The sequence below is a fragment of the Georgenia muralis genome (assembly GCF_003814705.1).
Taxonomy (GTDB): domain Bacteria; phylum Actinomycetota; class Actinomycetes; order Actinomycetales; family Actinomycetaceae; genus Georgenia; species Georgenia muralis.
In genome coordinates, this window is sequence record NZ_RKRA01000001.1 from 3,840,602 (window position 1) to 3,862,004 (window position 21,403).

A 21,403-nucleotide genomic window follows, 5' to 3' on the forward strand; every position below is an offset into this window, starting at 1 on the left:
GACGGCCGCAGGTCAGCGGCGGTCAGAGGAGGCGACTGTCAGTGGTGCCGGATGGCGCGGCGGTCAGATGTCGAGGTCCTCGACGACCGGCTGGTCGACGGCGGCCACGACCAGGTCGTAGAGAGGGGCCGGGACCTTCTCCCGGAGCGTGGTGAGGTCGTCGACGACCTCGAGGGTGGCGGTCGCCGCGGTGGTGCCCCACGACTGGTCGGCGCTGAGGTGGCGGCGCCAGCCGGTGAGGTTGCCGTCGGGGCCCGCGGCCGCGACGTACTCCGCCGAACGCTCGAGATGGATGACGTACTTGCCCGCGCGGCTGCGGTAGACCCGGTAGTGCTCGGAACGGGTCTTCGTCGACCGGGTCCAGTCGACCAGCTGCACGCCGAGGAACCGCTGGCGCCGTCCCTTGCCCGGGCCGACGCGGACGGTGATCTCCTGGAGGCCCTCGTCCTTGCCCTCCTCGACCTCGACGTAGCGCTGCAGCGCCTTGGAGATCGCCGCCGAGAGGTTCCCGCCGGCGAGCTCCTGCGCCCGCTGGAAGAGCTCGACGTCGCGCTCGGCCACGTAGATCGTCTTGTTGGGCATGTGCTCATCCTAGCCTCCGACGTGAGCATACGCATATGTATACGTATATCGCAAGGAGGCAGGGCTCGGCGTCTCGGAGCGCCCGGCGTGGCGGCCGTCCCGAGGACGCACGGGGCGGCCTGTCCTGGGGCGCCGGGATCCTCTACGTGCTCTTCTCCGAGCCGCTCGACGCGGTGTTCGGCGAGATGGGTTACACCAACTCGGTCTTCATCCTCATGGTCTACTCCCCCGGCATCGTCGGTGTGCTCCTGGTGTGGAAGCACGACGGCCTCCCGGGACTGGGCCGCTTCTTCCGGCGCTTCGCCCTGGTCCGGATGTCTTCCTCGGCCTGGTCATCGCCATCTGGCACACGCCGTCGTTCCTGCTGAGCGGCACCAAGCAGTCCGCCTGGGACTTCTGGCCGTTCTTCTTCGGCGTCATCGCGATCAGCGTCATCCTCACCCCGATGTTCAACGCCGCACGGGGCAGCCTGCTGGTCGCGTTCGTCTTCCACGCCCAGATGAACAACCCCCTCTGGCCCGACGCCCAGCCGTGAGACATGTGGCTGTTCGTCGCGGTCGCGGTCGTGGTCGCCGTCGTCCACCGCACGGTGACGCTGGACCGGCGCACGGGTGCCACGGCGGTCCTCGCCCCGTCGAGGACGGTCGACGTGGCGCCCGAGCCGGCAACGTGGGGTGGCGGACCCGGGACTGCGTGACCCCTGGGACGCCGGTCACGGGACGGTCACCGGTTCACACGAGAGAGGGAGCCGTCTCCGGGCAGTGGACGACGGCGAGCAGCCCGTCCGTGGTGAGCTCCACGGGCCCGTCGGCATGGGTGAGGAAGACGCACTCCCCCGGGTCGACGTCGAGCGAGCCGTGCTCGCCTGAGACCGTCGCCCGTCCCCCGCACGAGACGACGATGCGTGGCCCGGCCCCCGGTACGGCTGGACCTGCGCTCGCCCTCAGCGTCCACAGGGCGAAGTCACGCACCGGCGGCCGGTACACCGTCCCGGCGCCGGCCACCACGCCCTCGAGGCGATCCGGCACCCCCGGCGCCGGGTCCACGAGCCGGAGAAGCTCGGCGACGTCCACGTGCTTGGCGGTCAGGCCCGCCCTGAGCACGTTGTCCGACGTCGCCATGATCTCCAGGCCGGCCCCGCGCAGGTAGGAGTGGACCATGCCGGGCGGGACGTAGACGACCTCACCCGGCGCCAGACGCAGCTGGTTGAGGAGCAGCGCGGCGACGATCCCGACGTCGCCCGGGTGGTGCTCGGCCAACCTCGCCACCGTGGCGTACTCGGTGCGGCGTCCGCCCCGTTCGAGCTCGCGCACCCGTCGGGTCACCGCGTCGGCGAGCTCGCGTGGCGCAGGGTCGAGAAGAATCGCCTCCAGCGCTGCGCGGGAGACGTCCTGGGCGTCGGCGGCCCTGAGCCTGGCGACCACAGGTGCGAGCACGTCGAGTCCCAGCCCGGAGAGCATCCGGTCCGCCTCGGCGGGTGGGCGGAACCCGGCGAGGAGCTCGGTCTCCTCCAGCGCGAGCAGCAGCTCGGGCTTGGCCGACCGGTCGCGGTAGCTCCGGCCGGGATCGTCCGGACCCACGCCGGCGGCCTCCTCGCGTCGGAACCCGGCCTCGGCCTGCTCGGCGGTCGGGTGGACCTGGAGGGACAGCGGCGCGGCGGCGGCGAGGAGCTTGGCCATGAACGGCAGCCGCTGACCGCGCACCCCTGGCCCGAGCGTGGCCGCCGGGTCGTCGGCGACCAGGCGGTCGAGCCCGGTCCCGTCCTCGTTCACGGAGGGGTCAACAGGGTGGGCGCCCATCCAGATCTCGGCCACGGGCCGGCCGTCGGGCTCTGCACCGAGCAGGGCCGGGAGCGCGGTCGTCGATCCCCACGCGTAGCGCTTGACGGGGTTGGTCAGGCGGAACACGTCAGCGCCGCACCACGATCTCGTCCGGACCGGGGATGTACAGCCCGGCCGCGGCCAGCATCCGGTCGGTCTCCACGGCGTCGACGTGGCGCCCCACCGTCCGGTACTGCCCGATCGGCACCACGGAGTGCGTGACGGTGTCGTCGTGGACGTGCACGAGGTTGAAGGCCTGGGCGCCGTCGCGCCCGCGGGTGCCGCGACCGGGGGTCTGGAGGTCCTGGGTGTAACAGGTGGCCGAGGCGACCGACACCGGGATGCCCACGAAGGTGCCGGCGGTCGAGTAGTGGAGGTGCCCGCCGAGGATGGCCCGGACGTCCGAGCCGCGCAGCACCTCGGCGAGGGCCGCCTGGTCACGGAGCTCGACGGTGACCGCGAGGTCCTGCACGCACGGGAGCGGCGGGTGGTGCAGCGCCAGCAGACTGCCCTCCGGCGCTGGCACCGCGAGGACCTCGCGAAGCCACTCGAGCTGGGTGGGCTCGAGCTCCCCGTGGTGCCGGCCCGGGACGGTGGTGTCGAGGACGACGAGGCGCAGCCCGCCGAGCATGACGACATGGTCGTAGGGCTCGGCGGAGCCCGGCGCGTCGAGGAGCTCGGTCCGCAGGCCCGCCCGGTCGTCGTGGTTGCCCATGACCCACACGACCCGGGCCGCCATGCGCGCGGCGACCGGCTCGACGATGGCTCGCAGGCTGCGGTAGGCGCCGACCTCCCCACGGTCGGCCAGGTCCCCGGTGAAGACGATGGCCTCCGGGTGCACACCGGTGGCCTCGAGGCCGTCGAGGAGCTCGGCGAGGTGTCCGCCTGCGTCGGCGACGTCGCCGAGCAGCCGGCCCGGCGGCACGAGGTGGGTGTCCGAGATGTGCACGAGGAAGTGCCGCGCGCGCGGGTGCTCGGCGGGACGGAGCTCGGTCATGGTTCCTTCCGGGAGGACGGCGGACCGACGGTCCGCCCGGGGACGAGGACGCCGGGCAGCCGCTCGGCGACGACGCCGGCGCCCGGGCGGGCGGCGAGCAGCTCGGCCATCCGGGCGACCGTGCGCACGGCGAGCTGCTCGACGGGGATGCGGTAGGTCGTCAGGCCGAGGAGGTCCGCCCCGTGCAGGACGCCGTCGCAGCCCGTGACGGAGACGTCGCCCGGCACGCTCACGCCCGCGGCGGCCAGGCTCCTGAGGACCTCGAGCTGGCGCAGGTCGGAGGGGCACATGATCGCGCTCACCCGGCCCTCTGTCGCCAGGGCCACCGCCTCGTCGACACCCCCGCGCGGACCGGCCCCCACGGGGACGGGGATGATCCGCACCCCCCGCCCGGCGAGCGTCGCGGCCATGGTGGTGCCGCGCACGAACTCGGGGTAGGAGTCGCCCTCGGCGGTCACGACGATCGCGACGTCGCGGTGCCCGGCGTCGGCGACGTGCTCGGCGAGGGTCCGGCCGGCGTGGACCTCGTCGTAGGAGACGGCGTGGATGTGCTCGGTCGTCTCGGGGCGGCCGGCCCGGATGATGGGGATCCGGGAGCAGAACGGCTCCAGCTGCTCGCTCGTCACGCCGCCGGTGGCGACGATGAGGCCGCCCACCCGCATGCCCATGAGCCGGTGCAGGCCGGCCACCTGGCGCTGGCCGCGGTTGTCGGCGGTGACGGTCATCGACACGAGGGTGAGGTCGGCGGCGTGCGCGGCCTCCTGGAGCTGGGTGAACAGCAGGCCGTAGGCGGGGTTGGCGGCGTCGCGCAGCAGCAGCCCGATCGTCGACGTGCCGCGGGAGGCGAGCTCGGAGGCGAGCACGTTGGGCACGTACCCGAGCCGGTCGGCGGCGGCGAAGACGCGGCGCCGGGTATCCTCGGAGACCTTCTTCTGCCCGAGCATCACCCGAGAGACCGAGGTGCGCGAGACCCCGGCCGCCGCGGCGACGTCCTCCATCGTCAAGCTCGAGGGCGCGTCCGGCGCGGCCGCATCCCCGTCGCCCGCCGGGTCGTCCTCGACGCTCATGCTCCCACCGCCACGCGCTCCCGTGCCGCGCGGTAGTCGCGCAGCAGCCAGGGCCAGTCTGTCTGGATCGCGTCGACGCCGAGGTCGAACAGGGGACCCCACCCCTCCTCGGGCGAGCAGAGGACGGCGCGCTCGTCGTCGTGACCGGCGAAGAGGTCGCGGCCGGTGGTGAGCACCTCGGCGTTGACCAGGACCATCGCGCCCCGGGCGCGCAGCCCGGCGAGCACCTCGTGGTCGAGGAAGGGGCTGGCGGCGTCGCGGGCGAGCAGCTCCACGCCGACGGTGTTGAGCTCGGGGTCCTCGAGGTACCGGTGCGCCTCCTCCGGCGTCGTGCAGATCGGTACGAACGGGTACTTCACCGGGTGCGCCCGCAGCACCGCGATCCGGTCGGTGGCGGCGGCCGCGCACTTGAGCAGGAGCCGGTCGCTCATCCCGAGGGTGTCGAGGGCGGGCAGGAGGCTCTCCCACCAGGCCCACGACCGGTCGACGTTGACCGGCGTCCCGGCCGGGACGCCGGCGAGCAGCTCGAGGAGCCCGGCCACCGGGGCCGGTCGCCCGGGCCGCGCGCTGTGGACATACCGGTGCGCGCGGATCTCCCGGGCGGTGCAGGCGCGCAGGTCGGTGTCCGTGCCCAGAAGCCGCTGCTCGTTGCCGTCGTGGAAGGCGAAGAACTCCCCGTCGGTGGAAGCCACGACGTCGATCTCGACGACGTCCCCACCCGACGCGACTGCTGCGACGACCGACTCGGGCGTGTTCTCCACGAGCGAGCCGACGGCGGTCCCGCGGTGGACGACGATGAGCGTGCCCACCTCGGCGGCTCGCGCCCCCAGGAGCGCGTTGGTGGTGGCGAAGCGCTCCTGGCCGAACATCAGCGAGCCTCCGTCTCGCCCGGCAGCGAGGTGGGCAGGGCGGCCCGCAGCCGCGTGCGCCGCTTCCTCGTGCGCGCCGCACGGCCGTAGACGAGGTACATCGTCAGGCCGGTGATGACCATGAGGAGCACGGTGTAGACGAACGTGTTCGCCCGCGCGTCGAGGCTCGCCGTGCCGTCGGTGTTGGCCTTGATCACCAGGCCCAGCGGCTGGAAGAGCGGGTGGGCGAGGAAGACCGCGGTGTCGTAGTCGTCGAGCAGGGAGTTGAAGTTCAGCGCGAGCACCGCGGCCGCGGCGGGCAGGACGGCCGGGAAGAGGATGCGCCGGAAGATGTAGAGCGTGCGAGCGCCCATGAGGGTCGCGGCCTCCTCGAGGGAGGAGTTCACGCCCGCGAAGGCCGCCTTGAGCAGGCGCAGCGTGAAGGGGATCTTCACCACGACGAACGCGATGAGCAGGATGACCGCCGTGCCGGTCAGCACCACGTTGCCGACCACCGGGTTGGGGTGGTCGTAGCTCATGATGAGCCCGAGCGCGATCATCGCCGCGGGCAGGATCCACGGGATGTGCAGCAGGTACTCGAAGGTCGTCGTCAGCCCGTTGCGGTACTTCGAGAGGATCCGCGTGACGAAGAGCAGACCGCCGACGACGATGACCGCCGCCGCCGCCGAGTAGACGATCGAGACGAGGAACGGGCGCAGCGACGACTCCTGCCCGAGCACGCGCACGTAGTTGTCGATCGACATCTTCTCGATGGCGAAGCTGCCCGACTGGATCGTCGTGGAGTCGACGAAGGAGTACAGGACGATGAGGACCACCGGCAGCACGTAGACGGCGAAGAGCAGGTAGGCCACGACGTGCACCACCGCGTTGGCAGCGGGGTTGGTGATCTGCTGCTTCTCCAGGGAGGTCGAGACCCGCGAGAGGGAGAAGTACGTGCCGCCCTTCTCCACCCGCGTCATCACCGCGAGCATGAGGATGGTCGCCGCACCGAGGACGACGGCGAGGAGGGCCGCGAGGTCGCGCGACGTGGGCGAGCCGGCGAAGGTGAGGATCATCGGCGCGATCGTCTGGAAGTCCCGCCCACCGAGGACCTGCGGGGCCGAGAGCGCGCCCAGGCCGGTGAGGAAAGACAGGATCGTGATCGCGAAGAGCATCGGGCGCAGCATGGGCAGGACCACCCGGAAGAGGATGGTGAACGTGCCGGCTCCCATGTTCTTCGCGGCCTCGATGGTCTGGTGGTCGACCTTGGCCAGCGACGAGGACAGGAAGAGCATGTGGTTCGTCGTCGTCGCGAACGTCATGACGAAGAGGACGGCGAAGTAGCCGGTGAACCAGGCGGGGTCAAGCCCGGGGAAGATCCGCAGGAGGAACCCGGTGACGATGCCGTCCTCGCCGTAGACGAACTTGTACCCGGCGGCCAGGACGATGCCGCCGTAGATGAACGTCGTGGCGTACCCGAACCAGAGGATCCGGGCACCCCTGATGTCGAAGTACTTCGTCACCAGGACGATGAAGACGCCGACGACGTTCGTGGTGACCGAGAGCGTGACGGCGAGGAGGAAGCTGTTGGTCAGCGACCTCATGGCCCGCTCGGAGGAGGCGAGCTTCTCCACCGCGCGGCCGGAGAACGCGCCGTCGGGGATGAAGGTCTCGATGAGCAGGTTCGCGTTGGGCCACACGAGGAACGCGGCGATGAACCACGTCAGGACGACGGAGACGACCAGCACGAACGGTGAGCGCAGCATGCTGCGCACGGGGGTGCGGCTCATCGGTGGGCCACCGTGGCGCGCGGCGCCGGCGGGACGCGCACTCCGTCGTCGCCGTACTGCAGGACGTGGGCGGGGTCGAGGGTGAGGGTGACCCGCTCCCCCACGGCCGGCCGGACCTGACCGTCCTCCTTGAAGAGCACCTGCACCTGGGACCCGTGGGACTCCACGGTGAAGACGGTGTGCAGGCCGTGGTAGCTCGCGGCCGCGACGACGCCGTCGACGGCGCAGCACCCCGGTGGCGGCGTCGCGCCGTCGGCGAGCAGAGAGACCTTCTCCAGGCGCAGGTAGGACGAGCGCACCGGGTCGAGGCCGGCTTCCGGACCCAGCGCGGCGAGGAGCTCGGGGGTGAGGCGGGAGGCCTCGCCGATGAAGGTGCAGACGAACTCGGTGGCGGAGGCGTCGTAGATCTCCTGCGGCGTGCCCACCTGCTCCACCCGGCCCTTGTTGAAGACGGCGATGCGGTCCGACATCGTCAGCGCCTCGTCCTGGTCGTGCGTGACGTAGAGCGTGGTGATGCCGAACTCGTGCTGGAGCTCCTTGAGCTGGCCGCGCAGCTGGTGGCGCAGCTTGGCGTCGAGGTTCGACAGCGGCTCGTCGAGCAGGAGGATCTTGGGCTGGAGGACGAGTGCCCGGGCGATCGCCACCCGCTGCTGCTGGCCGCCGGAGAGCTCGGCGAGGTTCTTCCCGAGCTGGTTGTCGCTGAGGTCCACCCGCCGGGCGATGTCGCGCACGAGCCGCTCGCGCTCGGCCTTGTTCTCCTTGCGGACCTTGAGCCCGAAGGCGATGTTCTCCCAGACGTCCATCGAGGGGAACAGCGCGTAGTTCTGGAACACCATGCCCACGCGTCGCTGGTCGCTGCGCAGCCGCGTGACGGCCTTGCCGTCGACGTAGATCTCGCCCGCGCTCGGCTCGACGAACCCCGCGAGGGTGCGCAGCGCCGTCGTCTTGCCGCATCCGGAGGGGCCGAGCAGGGTGAAGAACTCCCCCTCGGCGACGTCCAGGTCCAGGTGCGGGATGGCGACGAAGTCATCGAAGGCGACCTCGACGTTCTCGTAGCGGATCACGGTGACTCTCCTCGGTACGGGTGCTGGGCGGCGCTCGGGCGTGGACCGGGACGTGCCGGGTCGGGGCACGGCGGAGCGGTGCGCGGCGGGCCGGGGCACCGCGCCCCGGCCCGCCGGTCGGTCACGGGACGTACTCGAGCTCGACCTTCTCGATCCAGGAGGCGATGTTCTCGGCGACGAACTCCCAGTCGATCTCCTGCTGCACGAGGTTCTCGTGGAACTCCACGATCTCCGGGTCGGCCTCGGCGATCGCGCCCTCGTTGACCGGCATGGAGTCGAACTCCGCGGACCACGCCGCCTGCGCCTCGGCGCCGCCGAACCAGTCGATGAACTCGTGCGCCTGGTCGGCCTGGTCCGTGCCCTTGACCACGGCGATCTGCTCGACGGCGAACGGGATGCCGAACTCCGGACGCATGATCTCGGAGTCGACGCCGTACTCCTCCTCCCGCGAGGGGATGCCGGAGGTGAACATCTGGCCCATGTCGACCTCGCCCTCGGCCATGCGCAGGTACAGGTCGGTGTCCGGCACGGAGGGGTTGCCGTGCTCGAAGTAGCCCTGGATCTGCTCCCAGCCCTCGTCCGAGACGCCGAGGTCGCCCTCGGGGTCCTTGTAGCGGTCGAGGATGCCGGCGAAGATCAGCTGGGTCGTCGCGCCGCCAAGGCCGTCCACGGTCTCGTACCGCTCGTGGAAGCGCTCGTCGTTCCACAGGTCGATCCACTCCTGCGGCGCCTCCTCCGGGGTGTACACCTCGGCGTTGTAGGCCAGGACGATCCCCTGCTGGACGAGCGGCCAGAAGTAGCCCTCGCCGGAGGGGTCGGCCAGGTCGGGGTCGACCTCGCCGGACCACGCCGGCTCGTAGGGCTCGATCGTGTCGGCCGCGACCAGCTGGGAGAAGTACATGTGGTTGAGGCCGAAGACGACGTCCGCGACCGGGTTGCCCGCCTCGGCGAGGATCTTGTTGGTGGTGTCGCCGCCGCCCTGTCCGACGACCTCGATGTCGAACCCGGCCTCGGCGGCCTGCTCGGTCAGCCACTCGGCGCGACCGTCGGCGTTGGAGTTCGTGTAGACGATGAGCGTCTCGCCGCCGCCCCCCTCACCGCCCGCGGCGGGGGTCTCGGCGTCGTCGGTGTCCGCACCGGTGGCGCTGCAGGCGGAGAGGAGAAGCGTGGCTGCCGCGGCGGTGGCCGCGATGCTGGAGAGCTTGTGCACGGGGGACTCTTTCTCTCGGGATCGGCGGTGATCTCAGTGCGGCGGCGAGCCGGACCTGGACCGACCGCGACGTCCATGTCGTCATCGAGGGGGAGCGCTCTCCCCCACAGCCCAGGGTGGCCTTGTGCCATGAATGCGTTGTGGCTTCACGCTAAACCCGAGATGAACTCTTGTCCACGGAGACGCGCCCGTGGGGGGAGCGCTCCCCCGGCCAGTTTGCGATGACGTCACGCCGACGAGTGCCTGAACTGGCAGACCATGAGCGGCGCCGCCCCACTCGCTGCCTGGCCGTCAAGTACGTACGAAGCCGCAAACAACGTACGGACTGTCCTGACAGAGCTTTCGGCTACGAGGAGCGGCGGCTGCCGGGGGCAGGACGACGCCAAGGCCTCCGGCGCGATGTCGTGCACGTGCCGAGGCCCTCGGCGTACCCCTTCCCGAGCGTGAGCTCGAGATCTGCGGGCGAGGTGGCCCGCGCGCGAACTGCTACCGCGCCAGCCACCCGCCGTCGACAGCGAGGACCTGTCCGTGGACGTACGCGGCGGCGTCGGAGGCGAGAAACACCACAACGTCGCCGATGTCCTCGGGGGTGCCCCAGCGGCCGGCCGGGATCCGGACCGAGAGCTGCTCGAGCCGCACCGGGTCGGCCAGGAGCGCACTGTTCATGTCGGTGGCCATGTAGCCGGGCGCGACGGCGTTGACGTTGACGCCCTTGCCGGCCCACTCGTTGCACAGCGCCTTGGTGAGCTGGGCGATCGCGCCCTTGCTCGCCGCGTAGGCGGGCACGGTGATGCCGCCCTGGAAGGACAGGAGCGACGCGAAGTTCACCACCTTGCCCTCGCCGCGCTCGAGCATCGGCCGGCCGAAGAGCTGGCAGAGCTGGAACGGCGCGCGCAGGTTGATGTCGAGCACCGTGTCCCAGGCCTCGAGCGGGAAGTCAACGGCGGGGTACCGGTCCTGGGTGCCGGCGTTGTTGACGAGGATGTCGACCCGGTGCTCGGCGAGGACCGCCGCGGCGGCCGCGGCGACGCCGTCGCCGTCGGCGAGGTCCACCTGCTGGAAGGACACGGTCCGGCCCAGCGAGGCGGCGTGGTCGCGGAGCTCGCCGGGGACCTCGTTGCGGGCGAGGACGACGACGTCGGCGCCGGCCTCGAGGAGCGAGCGGGAGATGCCCGAGCCGAGCCCGCGCCCTCCCCCGGTGACGACGGCCGTGCGGCCGGTGAGGTCGAACCTGTTGTTGGTGGTGGCGCTCATGCGTCTGCCTTCCCCTTCAGCGGGGTGACCAGGACCTTGAGGCAGTCCTGTCCGGAGGTGGCGGCGTCGAACGCGGCGCCGATGTCGGCCAGGCCGAAGGCCTTCGTCGGGAAGCCCTCGAGACCCAGCTCGCCGGCGGCGATGAGCTCGATCGCCCGGGTCATGTCCGCGGAGGTGTAGACCCGCACGCCCACGAGGCTCTGCTCCTTGAAGCACACGGCCTGGAGGTCCAGCGCGGTCGGCTGCTTGTACACGCCGACGACGACGATCCGGCCCAGCACCCGGGTGGCCGCGGTGAGCTCGGCCGCCACCGACGGGTGGGCGGCGGAGTCGAAGGTGGTGTCCGCACCCTCGCCGTCGGTCAGCGGCGCGAGCGTCTCGGCCATCGTCGAGCCCTCGGGCACGACGGTGAAGCCGAGGCCCTCGGCCACCGAGCGGCGCCACGGGCTGGGCTCGGTGACGACCACGTGGCCCGCGCCCTCGTGCCGCGCCACCAGCGCCGTGAGGATGCCGATGGGCCCGGCGCCGTAGACGGCGACGGCGTCCCCGCGCTCCATGCCGGACAGGTCGACCGCGTGGACGGCGACGGCGAGCGGCTCGGCGAGGGCGGCGGTGCGCGGGGCGACGCCGTCGGGCACCGCGTGCAGCACCTCGGGCGGCAGCGCGACGTACTCGGCCATGCCGCCGGGGGCGTCGATGCCGAAGAGCCCGAGGCGCCGGCACACGTGGGAGCTGCCGGTGCGGCAGGCGCGGCACTCGCCGCACGTGATGAGCGGCTCGACGGTGACCAGGGTGCCGGCCGCCGGGCCGGTGGTGCCGGCCTGCTCGACCCACCCGGACATCTCGTGCCCCATGACCAGGGGCGCCTGGGCCCGCGGGTGCCTGCCGTGGAGGATCGACAGGTCGGTGCCGCAGATCCCGTTGTAGGCCACGCGGACGAGCGCCCAGCCCTCGGGGACCTCGGGCCGCGCGACCCGGCGGTGCACCACCTGGTCGGTGGCGGTCCAGACCGCTGCTGCCATCGTGGTGGTCTCGGTCGTGGCGCTCATCTCAGGCTCCCGTCAGGGCGGCGACGGGTGCGCAGCCGGCGTTGCGGCCCGGGGTGCCGAGCACCTCGGGGTTGACGATGTCGCGCGGCGCGCGGCCGGCGCACACCTCGACGACGTTTTCGACCGTGCGCCGCTTGAGCTCGTCGTAGGACTCCTCCGTGTACCAGGCCAGGTGCGGCGTCAGGACGACGGAGTCGAACGTGGTCAGCGGGTGGTCCGCGGCAATGGGCTCGGACTCGTGCACGTCGATAGCAGCGGCGCGGATGGAGCCGGTGGCCAGGGCCTCGACGAGGGCGTCGGTGTCGATGACGCCGCCGCGGCTGGTGTTGACGACGATGGCGTCGGTGCGCATCCGGGCGAGCTCCGCGGCGCCGATCATGCCGCGGGTCTCGTCGGTGAGCGGGGTGTGCAGCGAGACCACCTGGGAGCGCTCGAGCAGCTCGTCGAGGGTCACCGAGGGGAAGCCGTGGAAGGTCGCCGCGCCGGGCTCGGCGGCGATGTCGTAGCCGATCACCTCGTACCCGAGGCCGGCGGCCTTGCGGGCGGTGGCGGTGCCGATGAGGCCCATCCCGATGATCCCGAAGACGCGGTCGCGGGTCTGGTAGACGGGCCGGACGACGGCGAGGTCGAAGGACCCGGCGCGCACGCCCCGGTCCAGGCGGGGGATGCCCCTGGCGGCGGCGAGCGTCATGGCGACCGCGTGGTCCGAGACGGACTCGGTGCCGTAGTCGGGGACGTTGCACACCGCGATGCCGCGCGCGGTGGCGGCCTCGACGTCCACGGAGTCGACGCCCACGCCGTAGCGCCCGATCGCGCGCAGCGAGGGCAGGGCGTCCATGATCTCGGCGGTGATGGTGGCGTACTGGACGAGGATCGCGTCGGCGCCTGCGGCGTTGGCCACCAGCTCCTCCGCGCTGCGCGACTGGGTGAGGACCAGCTCGGCGCCGGCGGGGTCGGCGACCTCGTGCTCGGCGGCGAAGGAGTCGTGGTCGCACTCGGTGATGACGAGGCGCATCAGCGGGCCAGCCATCCGCCGTCGACGGGCAGGACGACGCCGTGGACGTAGTCGGCGGCCCGGCTGCACAGGAACAGCACGGCGCCGGCGATGTCGGAGGCCTCGGCCCAGCGCCCGGCGGGGATGCGGTCGAGGATGGCCTTGGAGCGCTCGGGGTCCTGGCGCAGGTCGTGGGTGTTGGCGGTGGCGACGTAGCCCGGGGCGACGGCGTTGACGTTGACGCCGTGCTGCGCCCACTCGTTGGCCAGGGCCCGGGTCAGCCCGGCGATCGCGGACTTGGACGAGGTGTACCCGGGCACGTTGATGCCGCCCTGGAAGCTGAGCATGGAGGCGGTGTTGATGATCCGGCCGTGGCCGCGCTCGATCATCGTGGCGCCGATCTCGCGGGCGAGGACGAACGCGGTGCGCAGGTTGACGTCCATGACGTGGTCGAAGTCGGCGTCGGGGTGCTGCGCGGCGGGGATGCGCCGGATGGTGCCGCCGTTGTTGACGAGGATGTCGACGCCGCGCTCGGCCAGGTCGGCCGCGAGGGCGGTGACGGCATCGCGGTCGGCGAAGTCGGCGGTGATGGGGGTGAAGGTGCGCCCGTGGGCCTCGACGGCGGTGCGGACGTCGCTGTCGCCCTGGGGCATGTCGTAGCTGACGCCGACGATGTCCGCCCCGGCGGCGGCGAGCGTCTCGGCGATCGCGAGGCCGATGCCCTGGCTCGCGCCGGTGACGACGGCCGTCTGCCCCTCGAGGCTGAGGAGGTGCTCGGCGAAGGCTGCGGGCGTGCTCGGGTGCGTCATGTCGGTGTTCTCCTGGCGGGTGGGTGGTGCGGCGCGCGCGGTGGCGCTCAGCGTTGGTGGGCAGGTGGGGCGGTGGTGGCGGCCTCGGGCGTGTAGCCCAGGGCGCGCGAGATCTGGTCGGCGGTGCGCAGCGCCGCCTCGGACATCGCCTCGACCTGGGCGAGCGTGTGCTCGACCGTGATCGTGGAGATGCTCAGGCCGTACTTGATGGTTCCGGTGTGGTCCCGGATGGGAGCCGCCACGCAGGCGACGCCGGGGACGTTCTCCTCGCGGTCCATGGCGTACCCGCACCGGCGCACCTCGGCCACGTCGGCGCGCAGCGCCTCCAGCGTCGTGAGCGTGTGCGGGGTACGGGCGGGCAGCCCGGCCCGCGCCACGAACCGCTCGAGCGCGTCGTCGGAGTAGCCGCTCAGCACGGCCTTGCCGATGCCCGAGGAGTGCATGGGGATGGCGTTCCCCACCCGGGAGGGCATCTGGTACGGCTTGTCGGAGTCGGTGCGGACGAGGTAGATGATCTCGTCGCCGTTGGCCGCGCCCACGTGCACCGTGCAGTGCACCTGGGCGACGAGCTCCTCGACGAACGGTCGGGCGATCTCGGAGATGTCGATCCGCTGGAGCGCGCGCCCGGCCAGGGAGAGGATCTGCGGCCCGGGCAGGTAGCTGCCGTCGCCGGCGATCGCGACGAACCCCCGGTCGACCAGGGTGGAGATGATCCGGTGCGTGGTCGCCTTGGCCAGCCCGGTGGCCGCGACCACCTCGGAGAACCGGTCGTGGGTGAGCGCCGCCTCGAGCACGAGGAGGGTCTTCTCGCTCGCGTTCGCGGTGGCGACCACCGCGGCGAGAGCCTCGGGGTGGTCCGAGGGGCTCGCTGCGCCGGTCCGGGGTGCGGTCTCGCTGATCATCTCTCTGCCTGTCCTTGGTCGGGTGCTGGGGGTACCAGCGTGACCTATCTCATGTCGGCGATGGGGAAGCCGTCCATGTCGTCGAAGGACTGGTTCTCCCCCGCCATCGCCCACACGAAGCTGTACGCCGCCGTGCCGACGCCGGAGTGGACCGACCAGCTCGGGGAGATGACGGCCTCCTCGTTGCCGACGAGGAGGTGCCGGGTCTCGTCCGGGCGCCCCATGAGGTGGACGACGCGGGCGTCGGCGGGCAGGTCGAAGTAGAGGTAGGCCTCCATGCGCCGGTCGTGGGTGTGCGCCGGCATGGTGTTCCACATGCTGCCCGGGTGCAGGGTGGTCACACCCATCACCACCTGGCAGCTGCGCACGCCGTTCTCGTGGATGTACTGGTTGAGGGTGCGGCGGTTGGACGTCAGGGGGTCGCCGAGCTCGCGCACCGTGCCCTCGCCGGCCCGGACCAGGGTGGTCGGGTAGGCGGTGTGCGCCGGCGCGGAGACGACGTAGAAGCGGGCGGGGCCCTGCTCGCCGCCGGCGTCGGTGGAGGTCAGGAGCACCTCGCGGGCGCCGCGCCCGACGTACAGGCACGAGCCGTGCGCCAGCTCGTAGGTGGTGCCGTCGACGGCGATCGTGCCCGGGCCGCCGACGTTGACGATGCCGGCCTCGCGGTGCTCGAGGAAGTACTCCGAGCGGATCTCCGGGAAGGTGGGCAGCTCGACGGTCGTGGTGACCGGGCGGACGCCGGCCAGGACCACGCGGTCGTGGTGGGTGTAGACCGCGCGGGCCTCGTCGTCGGCGAACAGAGCGGGCGCGAGGTACCGCTCGCGCAGCTCGGCGGTGCCCATGCCGGGGATCTGCTCGGGGCTGGTGGCGTAACGCTGTTCCATGGTGGGCCTCTCGTGGGGTTGGGTGGGGCGCGTGTCGTGCGGGCCGATTACAGGCCCAGCACCCCGGGCAGCCACAGGGACAGGGACGGGGTGAAGATCACGACGATGAGCAGCGCGATGAGCGCCGCGAAGAACGGCATGAGGCGCCGCATGACGTCCTCGATGCCCAGGCCCGCGACCTTGGCGCCGACGAAGAGGATCGGTCCCACCGGCGGGGTGATCGTGCCGACCGAGAGGGCGAACACCATCATGATGCCGAAGTGCACGGGGTCGATCCCGAAGGCGGTGACGATCGGCAGGAAGATGGGGGCGAAGATCAGCACGGCCGGCGTCGGGTCCATGAACAGGCCCACGACCAGCAGCACGACCGCGATGAGCAGCAGCAGGATCACCGGGTTGGAGCTGATGCTGAACATCGCCTCCGAGACCATCGCCGGGACCTTGGCGAAGGACATGACGAACCCCATGATCGACGAGACGCCGATGAGGAACATGACCACCGAGGTGGTGCGGGCGGCCTCCATGAGGATGTTCGGCAGGTCGCTGAGCTTGATGGCCTTGTAGATCGCCGAGAGGACCAGCGAGTACACCACGGCGATGTTGGACGCCTCCGTCGGGGTGAAGTACCCGAGCAGGATCCCGCCGATCACGATGACGATGAGGACCATGGCCGGCAGGGCGGCGACGATGGTGCGCGCGCCCTCGGCGAACCCGACCCGCCGGGTGATCCGCAGCTCGGGGCGGCTGCGCGAATACAGGTAGACGATGACCATGCAGGCCAGGGCCCAGAGCAGGCCCGGGATGTACCCGGCGACGAACAGCGCGGCGACCGAGGCGCTGGAGACCAGCGAGTACACGATCATGAGGTTGCTCGGCGGGATGAGCATGCCGGCCGGCGCGGAGGCGATGTTCGTCGCCGCGGAGAAGCCGCGGTCGTAGCCCTCCTTGGCCTGCATGGGGCCCATGGTCGAGCCGATCGCCGCCGCGGCGGCGACGCCGGAGCCGCTGACGGCGCCGAACATCGCGTTGGCGGCCACGTTCGTCTGGGCCAGGGAGCCCGGGGTCCGCCCGACCATGACCTTGGCGGCGTTGACCAGCCGGCTGGCTATGCCGCCGTTGTTCATGATGACGCCGGCCAGGACGAAGAACGGGATGGCCAGCAGCGGGAAGGAGTTGATGCCCCGGAAGACCTGCTGGGCCGAGGTGAGCACGCCGTTCTCGACGCCGAGGACCACGAAGAGCGCGGTCATCGACGACAGGCCGACGGCGATGGAGATGGGGGCGCCGATCACGAGGAAGATCGAGATGCCGGCGAGGAGGATCAGTGCTGCGAGCGGTGCGGTTTCCATGGGTCAGCCCTCCGTCACACGACGTCCGGCTCGGTGTCCTCGACCGGGCGCTCCGCGCCGGTGAGGATCCGTACCAGGTGGTAGATGGTGTAGAGGGCGATGAGCACGCCCGAGATCGGCAGCGCGAGGTAGAGCGGGCCGACGTTGACCGGCAGGCCGGTGAGGTTCTGCTCCCAGGCCAGGTCGACCACGCTGAAGCCGCCCCAGATCAGGACCAGGGACGTGAAGGTGAGGACGCCGAGCTGCACGACCACCGCGAGGATCTTCTGCACGGTGACGGGCAGCTTGCGGACGGCGACCTCGACGGCGATGTGACCGCGCTCGCCGAAGACGAGCGCCGCCCCGAAGAGGCCCAGCCAGATGAACAGGTACTTGGCGAGCTCCTCGGACCAGCCGGAGGGCTGGTCGAGGACCTGTCGGGCGAAGACCTGCCAGGTGACGTCGAGCACGAGCAGTGCGAACAGCACCACGCACGCCCACGTCAGGACGCGGTCCAACGCGTTCTTTGCTGCATTCATGGGATGGGCCTCTTCGGGTACGGGTGGGTCACTCGGCCGCTTCGCGGACCTGCTCGAGGATCGTGCGGGTGACGTCGTTGGTGATCTTGGACTCGGTCAGCGGCGCGATGGCCTCGGCGAACGCCTCGGCGTCGACCTCGTTGAACTGGGCGCCCTCGGCCTCGGCGGCCGCCTTCGCCTCGCCGACCTGCTCCTTCCAGAGCTCGGCCTCGCGCTCGATGGCCTCGGCGAGGAGCTCGTTGAAGATCTCCTGGTGCTCGGCCGACATCGACTCCCAGATGGTGGGGTTGATGATGAGGTAGTCGGGGAACATCAGGTGGCGGGTGTAGCTGTAGTAGGGCGCGACCTCGTGCTGCTTGAGGTTGTAGTAGATGAGCTCGTTGTTCTCGCCGCCCTCGAGCAGGCCGGACTGCATGGCGGTGTAGACCTCGCCCTGGCCCATCGGGGTGCCGGTGCCGCCCATGAGGCTGAGCATCTCGATGTTGGTGTCGGACTCGATGACGCGGATCTTCATGCCCGCGAGGTCCTCGGGGGTGTTGATCGGCTTCTCGGTGTTGTAGACCGACCGGACGCCGCCGTGGAAGGCGCCGAGCACCTTGATGCTCTGGTCCTCGAGCGAGGAGTAGAGGTCGCCGACGATCTCGGGGTCGTTGGTGACCTGGCGCTGGTGGTCCTGCGACTCGAAGGTGAAGGGAAGGTTGAACACGACGAAGTCGGGGTTGAAGTTCTCCAGCAGCGGCCCGGCGACGTAGGCCATCTCCAGGGTGCCGGCCTGCAGCAGCTCGATGGTCTCGCGCTGCGCGCCGAGGGTCTCGTTGGGGAAGACCTCGATGTCGTACGCGCCGTCGGTGGCCTCGAAGAGCTTGTCACCGAGCTCGTCGAGGACGATGTACTGCGGGTGGGTCTCCGGCTGGTTGAACGCCGCCTTCATGACCAGGGTGTCGCCGGACGCCGCAGGCGCCTCGCTCCCCGCCTCGGACGAGCTCTGCGCGCCGGGGGTGGCGCCGCTGCCGGCGCTGCACGCCGTGAGCGCGAGCACCGAGGCCCCCAGCAGGGCCGTGATCGAAACAGCCTTGTTTCGCGTCATGTTCAAGGACTCCTCTGTCGGCTCACGCCTGTGAGCGCATCTCGTACGGGTGGCATCTGCGTCCCCGCACCCTGGTTGCTGCCTGGCAGGCTGATCTCGCTGCCAGAAGTGCCATCTCATGGAACCTAGTTCCGTAGTGCGGACCTAGATAACCAGACCAACCACCCAGAAGCAACGCGACCTTGGTCCCAGATCCACTACCGTGACCGGATCGAGACTTTCGTGGAACGATGTTCCACGTCACGGAACCGACCTCAGGAGCCCCATGACTCACGAAGACGTGCGCCCCCTCCTCGGCGCCTACGCCATGGCCCCGACCGCCCCCGCGGAGGAGGCGGCCTTCTACGACGGGGTCGCCGGTCTCGACGTCGGCGGCCTCGAGCTGCCCCTCCCCCTGCCCGGCGCGCCGAGCCTGGAGCCGGCCTGGTTCGACCGGAACGTCCGGCCGGGGTGGGACCTGCTCGTGACCTGCGTCCCCACGGTCATGGGCCGCCTCGCCACCGACCCCGGGTACGGCCTGGCCGCCACCGACGACGACGCCCGCGCCCGCGCGCTCGAGGACGTCGCCCGGGCCCGCGACCTCGCCCTGCGCCTGGCGGACACCCACGGCCGGCGGCGCGTCGTCGCCGTCCAGGTGCACAGCGCGCCCGGTCCGGACGGCGGCAGCCGGGACGCCCTCGCGAGGTCGCTCGAGGTGCTCGCCGGGTGGGACCTCGCCGGCGCGCGGCTGCTGCTCGAGCACTGCGACGCCGCGTCCGGCGACCACGTCGCCGTCAAGGGGTTCCTCACGCTCGAGGAGGAGCTCGCGGCCCTGCGCGCCGTCGGCGCCGGTGACGTCGGTGTCGGCGGCGACGGCAACCGGGACGCCGCCGATGTCGGGCCCGGGCTGAGCATCAACTGGGGCCGCTCGGCCATCGAGGGCCGCGGCGCCGCGACCCCGGTCGAGCACGTCCGCGCCGCCGCCGACGCCGGCCTCCTGGGCGCCGTGGTCCTCTCCGGCGCCACCGGCGAGGCCACCGCCTGGGGCGAGGCCTGGGGCGACGCGCACATCCCGCCGCGCGGTGACGACCCGGCCCTCGCGCCCTCGTCGGCGTCCCTGCTCGGACCCGAGGAGGTGCGCGAGACGCTCGACGCCGCCGGACCGGACGCCCTCGTCGCGGTCAAGATCTCGGTCCGGCCGACGGACGCCGACGTGCCCACCCGGCTCGCCGTCGCCGGCGCCGCGCTGACCCTCGTCGACGACGCCCGCAGGGACGCGCGGTGAGCAGCCGTGACGCCGAGCACCCCCGGGTCGGCTTCGTCGGTCTCGGGGTCATGGGCGCCCCGATGGCCCGCAACATCGCCCGGGCCGGGTACGAGCTGCACGTCACCGCCCGGCGCCCGGAGGTGGCCACGTCGCTCGTCACTGGCGGCGCCACCTGGCACGACACGGCCCGCGAGCTCGCCCAGGTCGCGGAGGTCGTCGTCGTCATGGTGCCCGACCTGCCCGACGTCGAGGCGGTCCTGGGCGGTGCGGACGGCCTGCTCGCCGGCGTGGACGCCCCGACCGTCGTCGTGGTCTGCTCCACCGTCTCCCCCGATGGCGTGCGGGCGCTGGGCCGACGGGTGGCCGAGGCGACCAGCGGGCTCGCCACGCTGGTGGACGCCCCCGTCAGCGGCGGTCAGGAGGGCGCCGTTTCCGGCACCCTGTCGGTGATGGTGGGTGGGAGCGAGGCGGACGTCGCCGTCGCGACGCCCGTCCTGGCCGCGACCGGCACCCCGGTGCACCTCGGCCCGGCCGGCGCCGGCGAGGTCGCCAAGGCCTGCAACCAGATGATCGTCGCCGCCACCGTCCTGGCCCTCGGCGAGGCCGCCGTGGTGGCCGAGCGCGCCGGGCTCGACGTCCGCGCCCTGTTCGACCTCCTCGGCGGCGGGTACGCCGGGAGCCGGCTGATGGAGGTCAAGAAGGCGCGGCTGGCCGAGCACGACCACAGCCCCTCCGGCCCGGCGCAGTTCATGGTCAAGGACCTGGGTTTCGCCGCCGCGGAGGCGTCCGCGACCGGGACGGCGACGCCGCAGCTCGACGTCACGCGCCAGGTCTTCACCGGGTCGAGTCCCTCGGGCGGGAGCGGTGAGCGCCGCCGAGGGCCGGACGGCCGAGGCCCTGCGCAGCGAGGTCGAGGCCCCTCGCAAGGTCCCGGCCTCCCCCCGCACGGTCCTCAGCCGGCTGACGCCCGGCGGGCGGCGCAACTTCGCCGACACCCTGCGCGCCGAGAACACCGGCGCCGTCCTGCTCGTCCTCGGCACGGTAGCGGCCCTCGTCCTCGCGAACTCCCCCGCCCGCAGCCTCTACGGCGCGATCAGCGGCGCGGTCGTCGGCCCGGCCGCGCTGCACCTCGACCTCACGCTCGCGCAGTGGGCCACCGACGGGCTGCTCGCGATCTTCTTCTTCGTCGTCGGCCTCGAACTCAAGCGCGAGATGGTCGAGGGCCAGCTCCGCCGGCCCGCCACCGCCATCGTGCCCATCCTCGCGGCCGTCGGCGGCATGGCCGTCCCGGCGCTGCTCTACCTCCTCGTCAACGTCCTTGCCGAGGACGGCGACCCCGGCGGCTGGGCGGTCCCGGTCGCCACGGACATCGCCTTCGCCGTCGCCGTGCTCACCCTGTTCGGCCGGCGCCTGCCCACCGCGCTGCGCGCCTTCCTCCTCACCCTCGCGGTCGTGGACGACCTCCTCGGGATCGTCGTCATCGCACTGTTCTACTCCGACGGGATCCACCTCCTCGAGCTCGTCGGGGCCCTCGCCGCGATCGCCACCTTCGGCCTCCTGGTGCGCCGGCGGCGCTCCCCCGTCTGGCTGCTCCCGCTCGTGGCGGTGGTGGCGTGGGCGCTCATGCACTTGACCAGGGCTCGGCTCGACGCATCCGTGCGGTGGCCGGACCTCGCCGCCGTCAGCGTCGTCGCCGGGATCGGCTTCACCGTCTCCCTCCTCATCGGCGAGCTCTCGTTCCCGGGCGGCTCGCCCCGTGGTGAGCACGTCAAGGCCGCGATCCTCCTCGCCTCGGCCGGCGCAGCGATCGTCAGCGGACTGCTCCTGACCTGGCGCGGCCGGGCGTACGCCCGACGCGATGCCTCTGTCGAGAGAGTGCCGGCACCTCTTGACGAGGAGCATCTCTTGTACAGACATCAACGCTGACGTACCG

The 21,403-nt window shown here is 71.8% G+C and carries 21 protein-coding genes and 1 pseudogene; 5 read left to right on the forward strand and 17 right to left on the reverse strand.

From position 1 onward, the window contains the following. Window positions 1–63: 63 nt before the first annotated feature. Window positions 64–582, reverse strand: coding sequence for an EXLDI protein (locus EDD32_RS17340; protein ID WP_123919519.1), 519 nt, complete (start codon window positions 580–582; stop codon window positions 64–66). Between the two features lie 253 nt (window positions 583–835). On the opposite strand from EDD32_RS17340, the gene EDD32_RS17345 reads away from it, so the two are divergent. Continuing rightward, on the forward strand, window positions 836–1,117 hold the full coding sequence (locus EDD32_RS17345; RefSeq protein WP_123919521.1) for a hypothetical protein: 282 nt from the start codon (window positions 836–838) through the stop codon (window positions 1,115–1,117). Window positions 1,118–1,120: 3 nt separating this feature from the next. Next, window positions 1,121–1,279 carry a hypothetical protein gene (locus EDD32_RS18970; RefSeq protein ID WP_170175344.1) on the forward strand — a complete coding sequence of 53 codons (159 nt, stop codon included), beginning with the start codon at window positions 1,121–1,123 and terminating at the stop codon, window positions 1,277–1,279. Between the two features lie 34 nt (window positions 1,280–1,313). On the opposite strand, the gene manA is transcribed toward EDD32_RS18970, so the two are convergent. The 16 genes from manA to EDD32_RS17425 form a co-directional block, all read right to left on the reverse strand. Beyond that, window positions 1,314–2,489, reverse strand: a complete 1,176-nt coding sequence (gene manA, locus EDD32_RS17350; RefSeq protein WP_123919523.1) for a mannose-6-phosphate isomerase, class I — start codon at window positions 2,487–2,489, stop codon at window positions 1,314–1,316. 1 nt (window position 2,490) lies between these two features. Beyond that, window positions 2,491–3,399, reverse strand: coding sequence for a phosphodiesterase (locus tag EDD32_RS17355; protein ID WP_123919525.1), 909 nt, complete (start codon window positions 3,397–3,399; stop codon window positions 2,491–2,493). Further along, entirely contained in the window at window positions 3,396–4,466 is a 1,071-nt protein-coding gene (locus tag EDD32_RS17360; protein ID WP_123919527.1) for a LacI family DNA-binding transcriptional regulator, read from the reverse strand. Before EDD32_RS17360 ends, EDD32_RS17355 begins: the two co-directional genes overlap by 4 nt. Then, window positions 4,463–5,335, reverse strand: coding sequence for a glycerophosphodiester phosphodiesterase family protein (locus tag EDD32_RS17365; RefSeq protein ID WP_123919529.1), 873 nt, complete (start codon window positions 5,333–5,335; stop codon window positions 4,463–4,465). The genes EDD32_RS17360 and EDD32_RS17365 overlap by 4 nt, the downstream gene beginning before the upstream one ends. Then, complete coding sequence (locus EDD32_RS17370) at window positions 5,335–7,104, reverse strand: ABC transporter permease (RefSeq protein WP_123919531.1); 1,770 nt, start codon at window positions 7,102–7,104, stop codon at window positions 5,335–5,337. Before EDD32_RS17370 ends, EDD32_RS17365 begins: the two co-directional genes overlap by 1 nt. Next, entirely contained in the window at window positions 7,101–8,168 is a 1,068-nt protein-coding gene (locus EDD32_RS17375; protein WP_123919533.1) for an ABC transporter ATP-binding protein, read from the reverse strand. The genes EDD32_RS17370 and EDD32_RS17375 overlap by 4 nt, the downstream gene beginning before the upstream one ends. A 121-nt stretch (window positions 8,169–8,289) precedes the next feature. Further along, window positions 8,290–9,378, reverse strand: a complete 1,089-nt coding sequence (locus EDD32_RS17380; RefSeq protein WP_123919535.1) for an extracellular solute-binding protein — start codon at window positions 9,376–9,378, stop codon at window positions 8,290–8,292. 486 nt (window positions 9,379–9,864) lie between these two features. Then, on the reverse strand, window positions 9,865–10,632 hold the full coding sequence (locus EDD32_RS17385) for a glucose 1-dehydrogenase (RefSeq protein WP_123919537.1): 768 nt from the start codon (window positions 10,630–10,632) through the stop codon (window positions 9,865–9,867). After that, window positions 10,629–11,681 (reverse strand): zinc-dependent alcohol dehydrogenase, encoded by a 1,053-nt coding sequence (locus EDD32_RS17390; RefSeq protein WP_170175345.1) that lies wholly within the window; start codon window positions 11,679–11,681, stop codon window positions 10,629–10,631. The genes EDD32_RS17385 and EDD32_RS17390 overlap by 4 nt, the downstream gene beginning before the upstream one ends. 1 nt (window position 11,682) lies before the next feature. Beyond that, on the reverse strand, window positions 11,683–12,711 hold the full coding sequence (locus EDD32_RS17395) for a C-terminal binding protein (RefSeq protein ID WP_246006203.1): 1,029 nt from the start codon (window positions 12,709–12,711) through the stop codon (window positions 11,683–11,685). After that, window positions 12,696–13,484, reverse strand: coding sequence for an SDR family oxidoreductase (locus tag EDD32_RS17400; RefSeq protein ID WP_123919539.1), 789 nt, complete (start codon window positions 13,482–13,484; stop codon window positions 12,696–12,698). The genes EDD32_RS17395 and EDD32_RS17400 overlap by 16 nt, the downstream gene beginning before the upstream one ends. Before the next feature lie 47 nt (window positions 13,485–13,531). Further along, window positions 13,532–14,386, reverse strand: coding sequence for an IclR family transcriptional regulator (locus EDD32_RS17405; protein WP_123919541.1), 855 nt, complete (start codon window positions 14,384–14,386; stop codon window positions 13,532–13,534). A 44-nt stretch (window positions 14,387–14,430) separates the two neighbouring features. Then, window positions 14,431–15,270, reverse strand: a complete 840-nt coding sequence (gene kduI / locus EDD32_RS17410; RefSeq protein WP_123919543.1) for a 5-dehydro-4-deoxy-D-glucuronate isomerase — start codon at window positions 15,268–15,270, stop codon at window positions 14,431–14,433. 47 nt (window positions 15,271–15,317) lie between these two features. After that, window positions 15,318–16,619 carry a TRAP transporter large permease gene (locus EDD32_RS17415; protein ID WP_123919545.1) on the reverse strand — a complete coding sequence of 434 codons (1,302 nt, stop codon included), beginning with the start codon at window positions 16,617–16,619 and terminating at the stop codon, window positions 15,318–15,320. A 14-nt stretch (window positions 16,620–16,633) separates the two neighbouring features. Beyond that, entirely contained in the window at window positions 16,634–17,137 is a 504-nt protein-coding gene (locus tag EDD32_RS17420) for a TRAP transporter small permease (protein ID WP_123919547.1), read from the reverse strand. A 28-nt stretch (window positions 17,138–17,165) separates the two neighbouring features. Further along, complete coding sequence (locus EDD32_RS17425; RefSeq protein ID WP_123919549.1) at window positions 17,166–18,224, reverse strand: TRAP transporter substrate-binding protein; 1,059 nt, start codon at window positions 18,222–18,224, stop codon at window positions 17,166–17,168. 265 nt (window positions 18,225–18,489) lie between these two features. On the opposite strand from EDD32_RS17425, the gene EDD32_RS17430 reads away from it, so the two are divergent. The 3 genes and pseudogenes from EDD32_RS17430 to EDD32_RS17440 all read left to right on the forward strand — a co-directional run bounded on the left by EDD32_RS17430 (window position 18,490) and on the right by EDD32_RS17440 (window position 21,396). Beyond that, window positions 18,490–19,488 carry a DUF4862 family protein gene (locus EDD32_RS17430; protein WP_123919551.1) on the forward strand — a complete coding sequence of 333 codons (999 nt, stop codon included), beginning with the start codon at window positions 18,490–18,492 and terminating at the stop codon, window positions 19,486–19,488. Continuing rightward, window positions 19,485–20,318: pseudogene (locus tag EDD32_RS20060) on the forward strand (NAD(P)-dependent oxidoreductase); the annotation flags it as partial. The gene EDD32_RS17430 and the pseudogene EDD32_RS20060, both read left to right, overlap by 4 nt. A 49-nt stretch (window positions 20,319–20,367) precedes the next feature. Next, on the forward strand, window positions 20,368–21,396 hold the full coding sequence (locus EDD32_RS17440; protein WP_123920648.1) for a Na+/H+ antiporter NhaA: 1,029 nt from the start codon (window positions 20,368–20,370) through the stop codon (window positions 21,394–21,396). Window positions 21,397–21,403: the final 7 nt, after the last annotated feature.

Coding starts and splice junctions, on each gene's coding strand:
- EDD32_RS17430 (WP_123919551.1), top strand. CDS start 18,490: ATGACTCACGAAGACGTGCGCCCCCTCCTCGGCGCCTACGCCATGGCC.
- EDD32_RS17420 (WP_123919547.1), bottom strand. CDS start 17,137: ATGAATGCAGCAAAGAACGCGTTGGACCGCGTCCTGACGTGGGCGTGC.
- kduI (WP_123919543.1), bottom strand. CDS start 15,270: ATGGAACAGCGTTACGCCACCAGCCCCGAGCAGATCCCCGGCATGGGC.
- EDD32_RS17415 (WP_123919545.1), bottom strand. CDS start 16,619: ATGGAAACCGCACCGCTCGCAGCACTGATCCTCCTCGCCGGCATCTCG.
- EDD32_RS18970 (WP_170175344.1), top strand. CDS start 1,121: ATGTGGCTGTTCGTCGCGGTCGCGGTCGTGGTCGCCGTCGTCCACCGC.
- EDD32_RS17355 (WP_123919525.1), bottom strand. CDS start 3,399: ATGACCGAGCTCCGTCCCGCCGAGCACCCGCGCGCGCGGCACTTCCTC.
- EDD32_RS17370 (WP_123919531.1), bottom strand. CDS start 7,104: ATGAGCCGCACCCCCGTGCGCAGCATGCTGCGCTCACCGTTCGTGCTG.
- EDD32_RS17365 (WP_123919529.1), bottom strand. CDS start 5,335: ATGTTCGGCCAGGAGCGCTTCGCCACCACCAACGCGCTCCTGGGGGCG.
- EDD32_RS17425 (WP_123919549.1), bottom strand. CDS start 18,224: ATGACGCGAAACAAGGCTGTTTCGATCACGGCCCTGCTGGGGGCCTCG.
- EDD32_RS17400 (WP_123919539.1), bottom strand. CDS start 13,484: ATGACGCACCCGAGCACGCCCGCAGCCTTCGCCGAGCACCTCCTCAGC.
- EDD32_RS17340 (WP_123919519.1), bottom strand. CDS start 582: ATGCCCAACAAGACGATCTACGTGGCCGAGCGCGACGTCGAGCTCTTC.
- EDD32_RS17395 (WP_246006203.1), bottom strand. CDS start 12,711: ATGGCTGGCCCGCTGATGCGCCTCGTCATCACCGAGTGCGACCACGAC.
- EDD32_RS17390 (WP_170175345.1), bottom strand. CDS start 11,681: ATGAGCGCCACGACCGAGACCACCACGATGGCAGCAGCGGTCTGGACC.
- EDD32_RS17405 (WP_123919541.1), bottom strand. CDS start 14,386: ATGATCAGCGAGACCGCACCCCGGACCGGCGCAGCGAGCCCCTCGGAC.
- EDD32_RS17360 (WP_123919527.1), bottom strand. CDS start 4,466: ATGAGCGTCGAGGACGACCCGGCGGGCGACGGGGATGCGGCCGCGCCG.
- EDD32_RS17385 (WP_123919537.1), bottom strand. CDS start 10,632: ATGAGCGCCACCACCAACAACAGGTTCGACCTCACCGGCCGCACGGCC.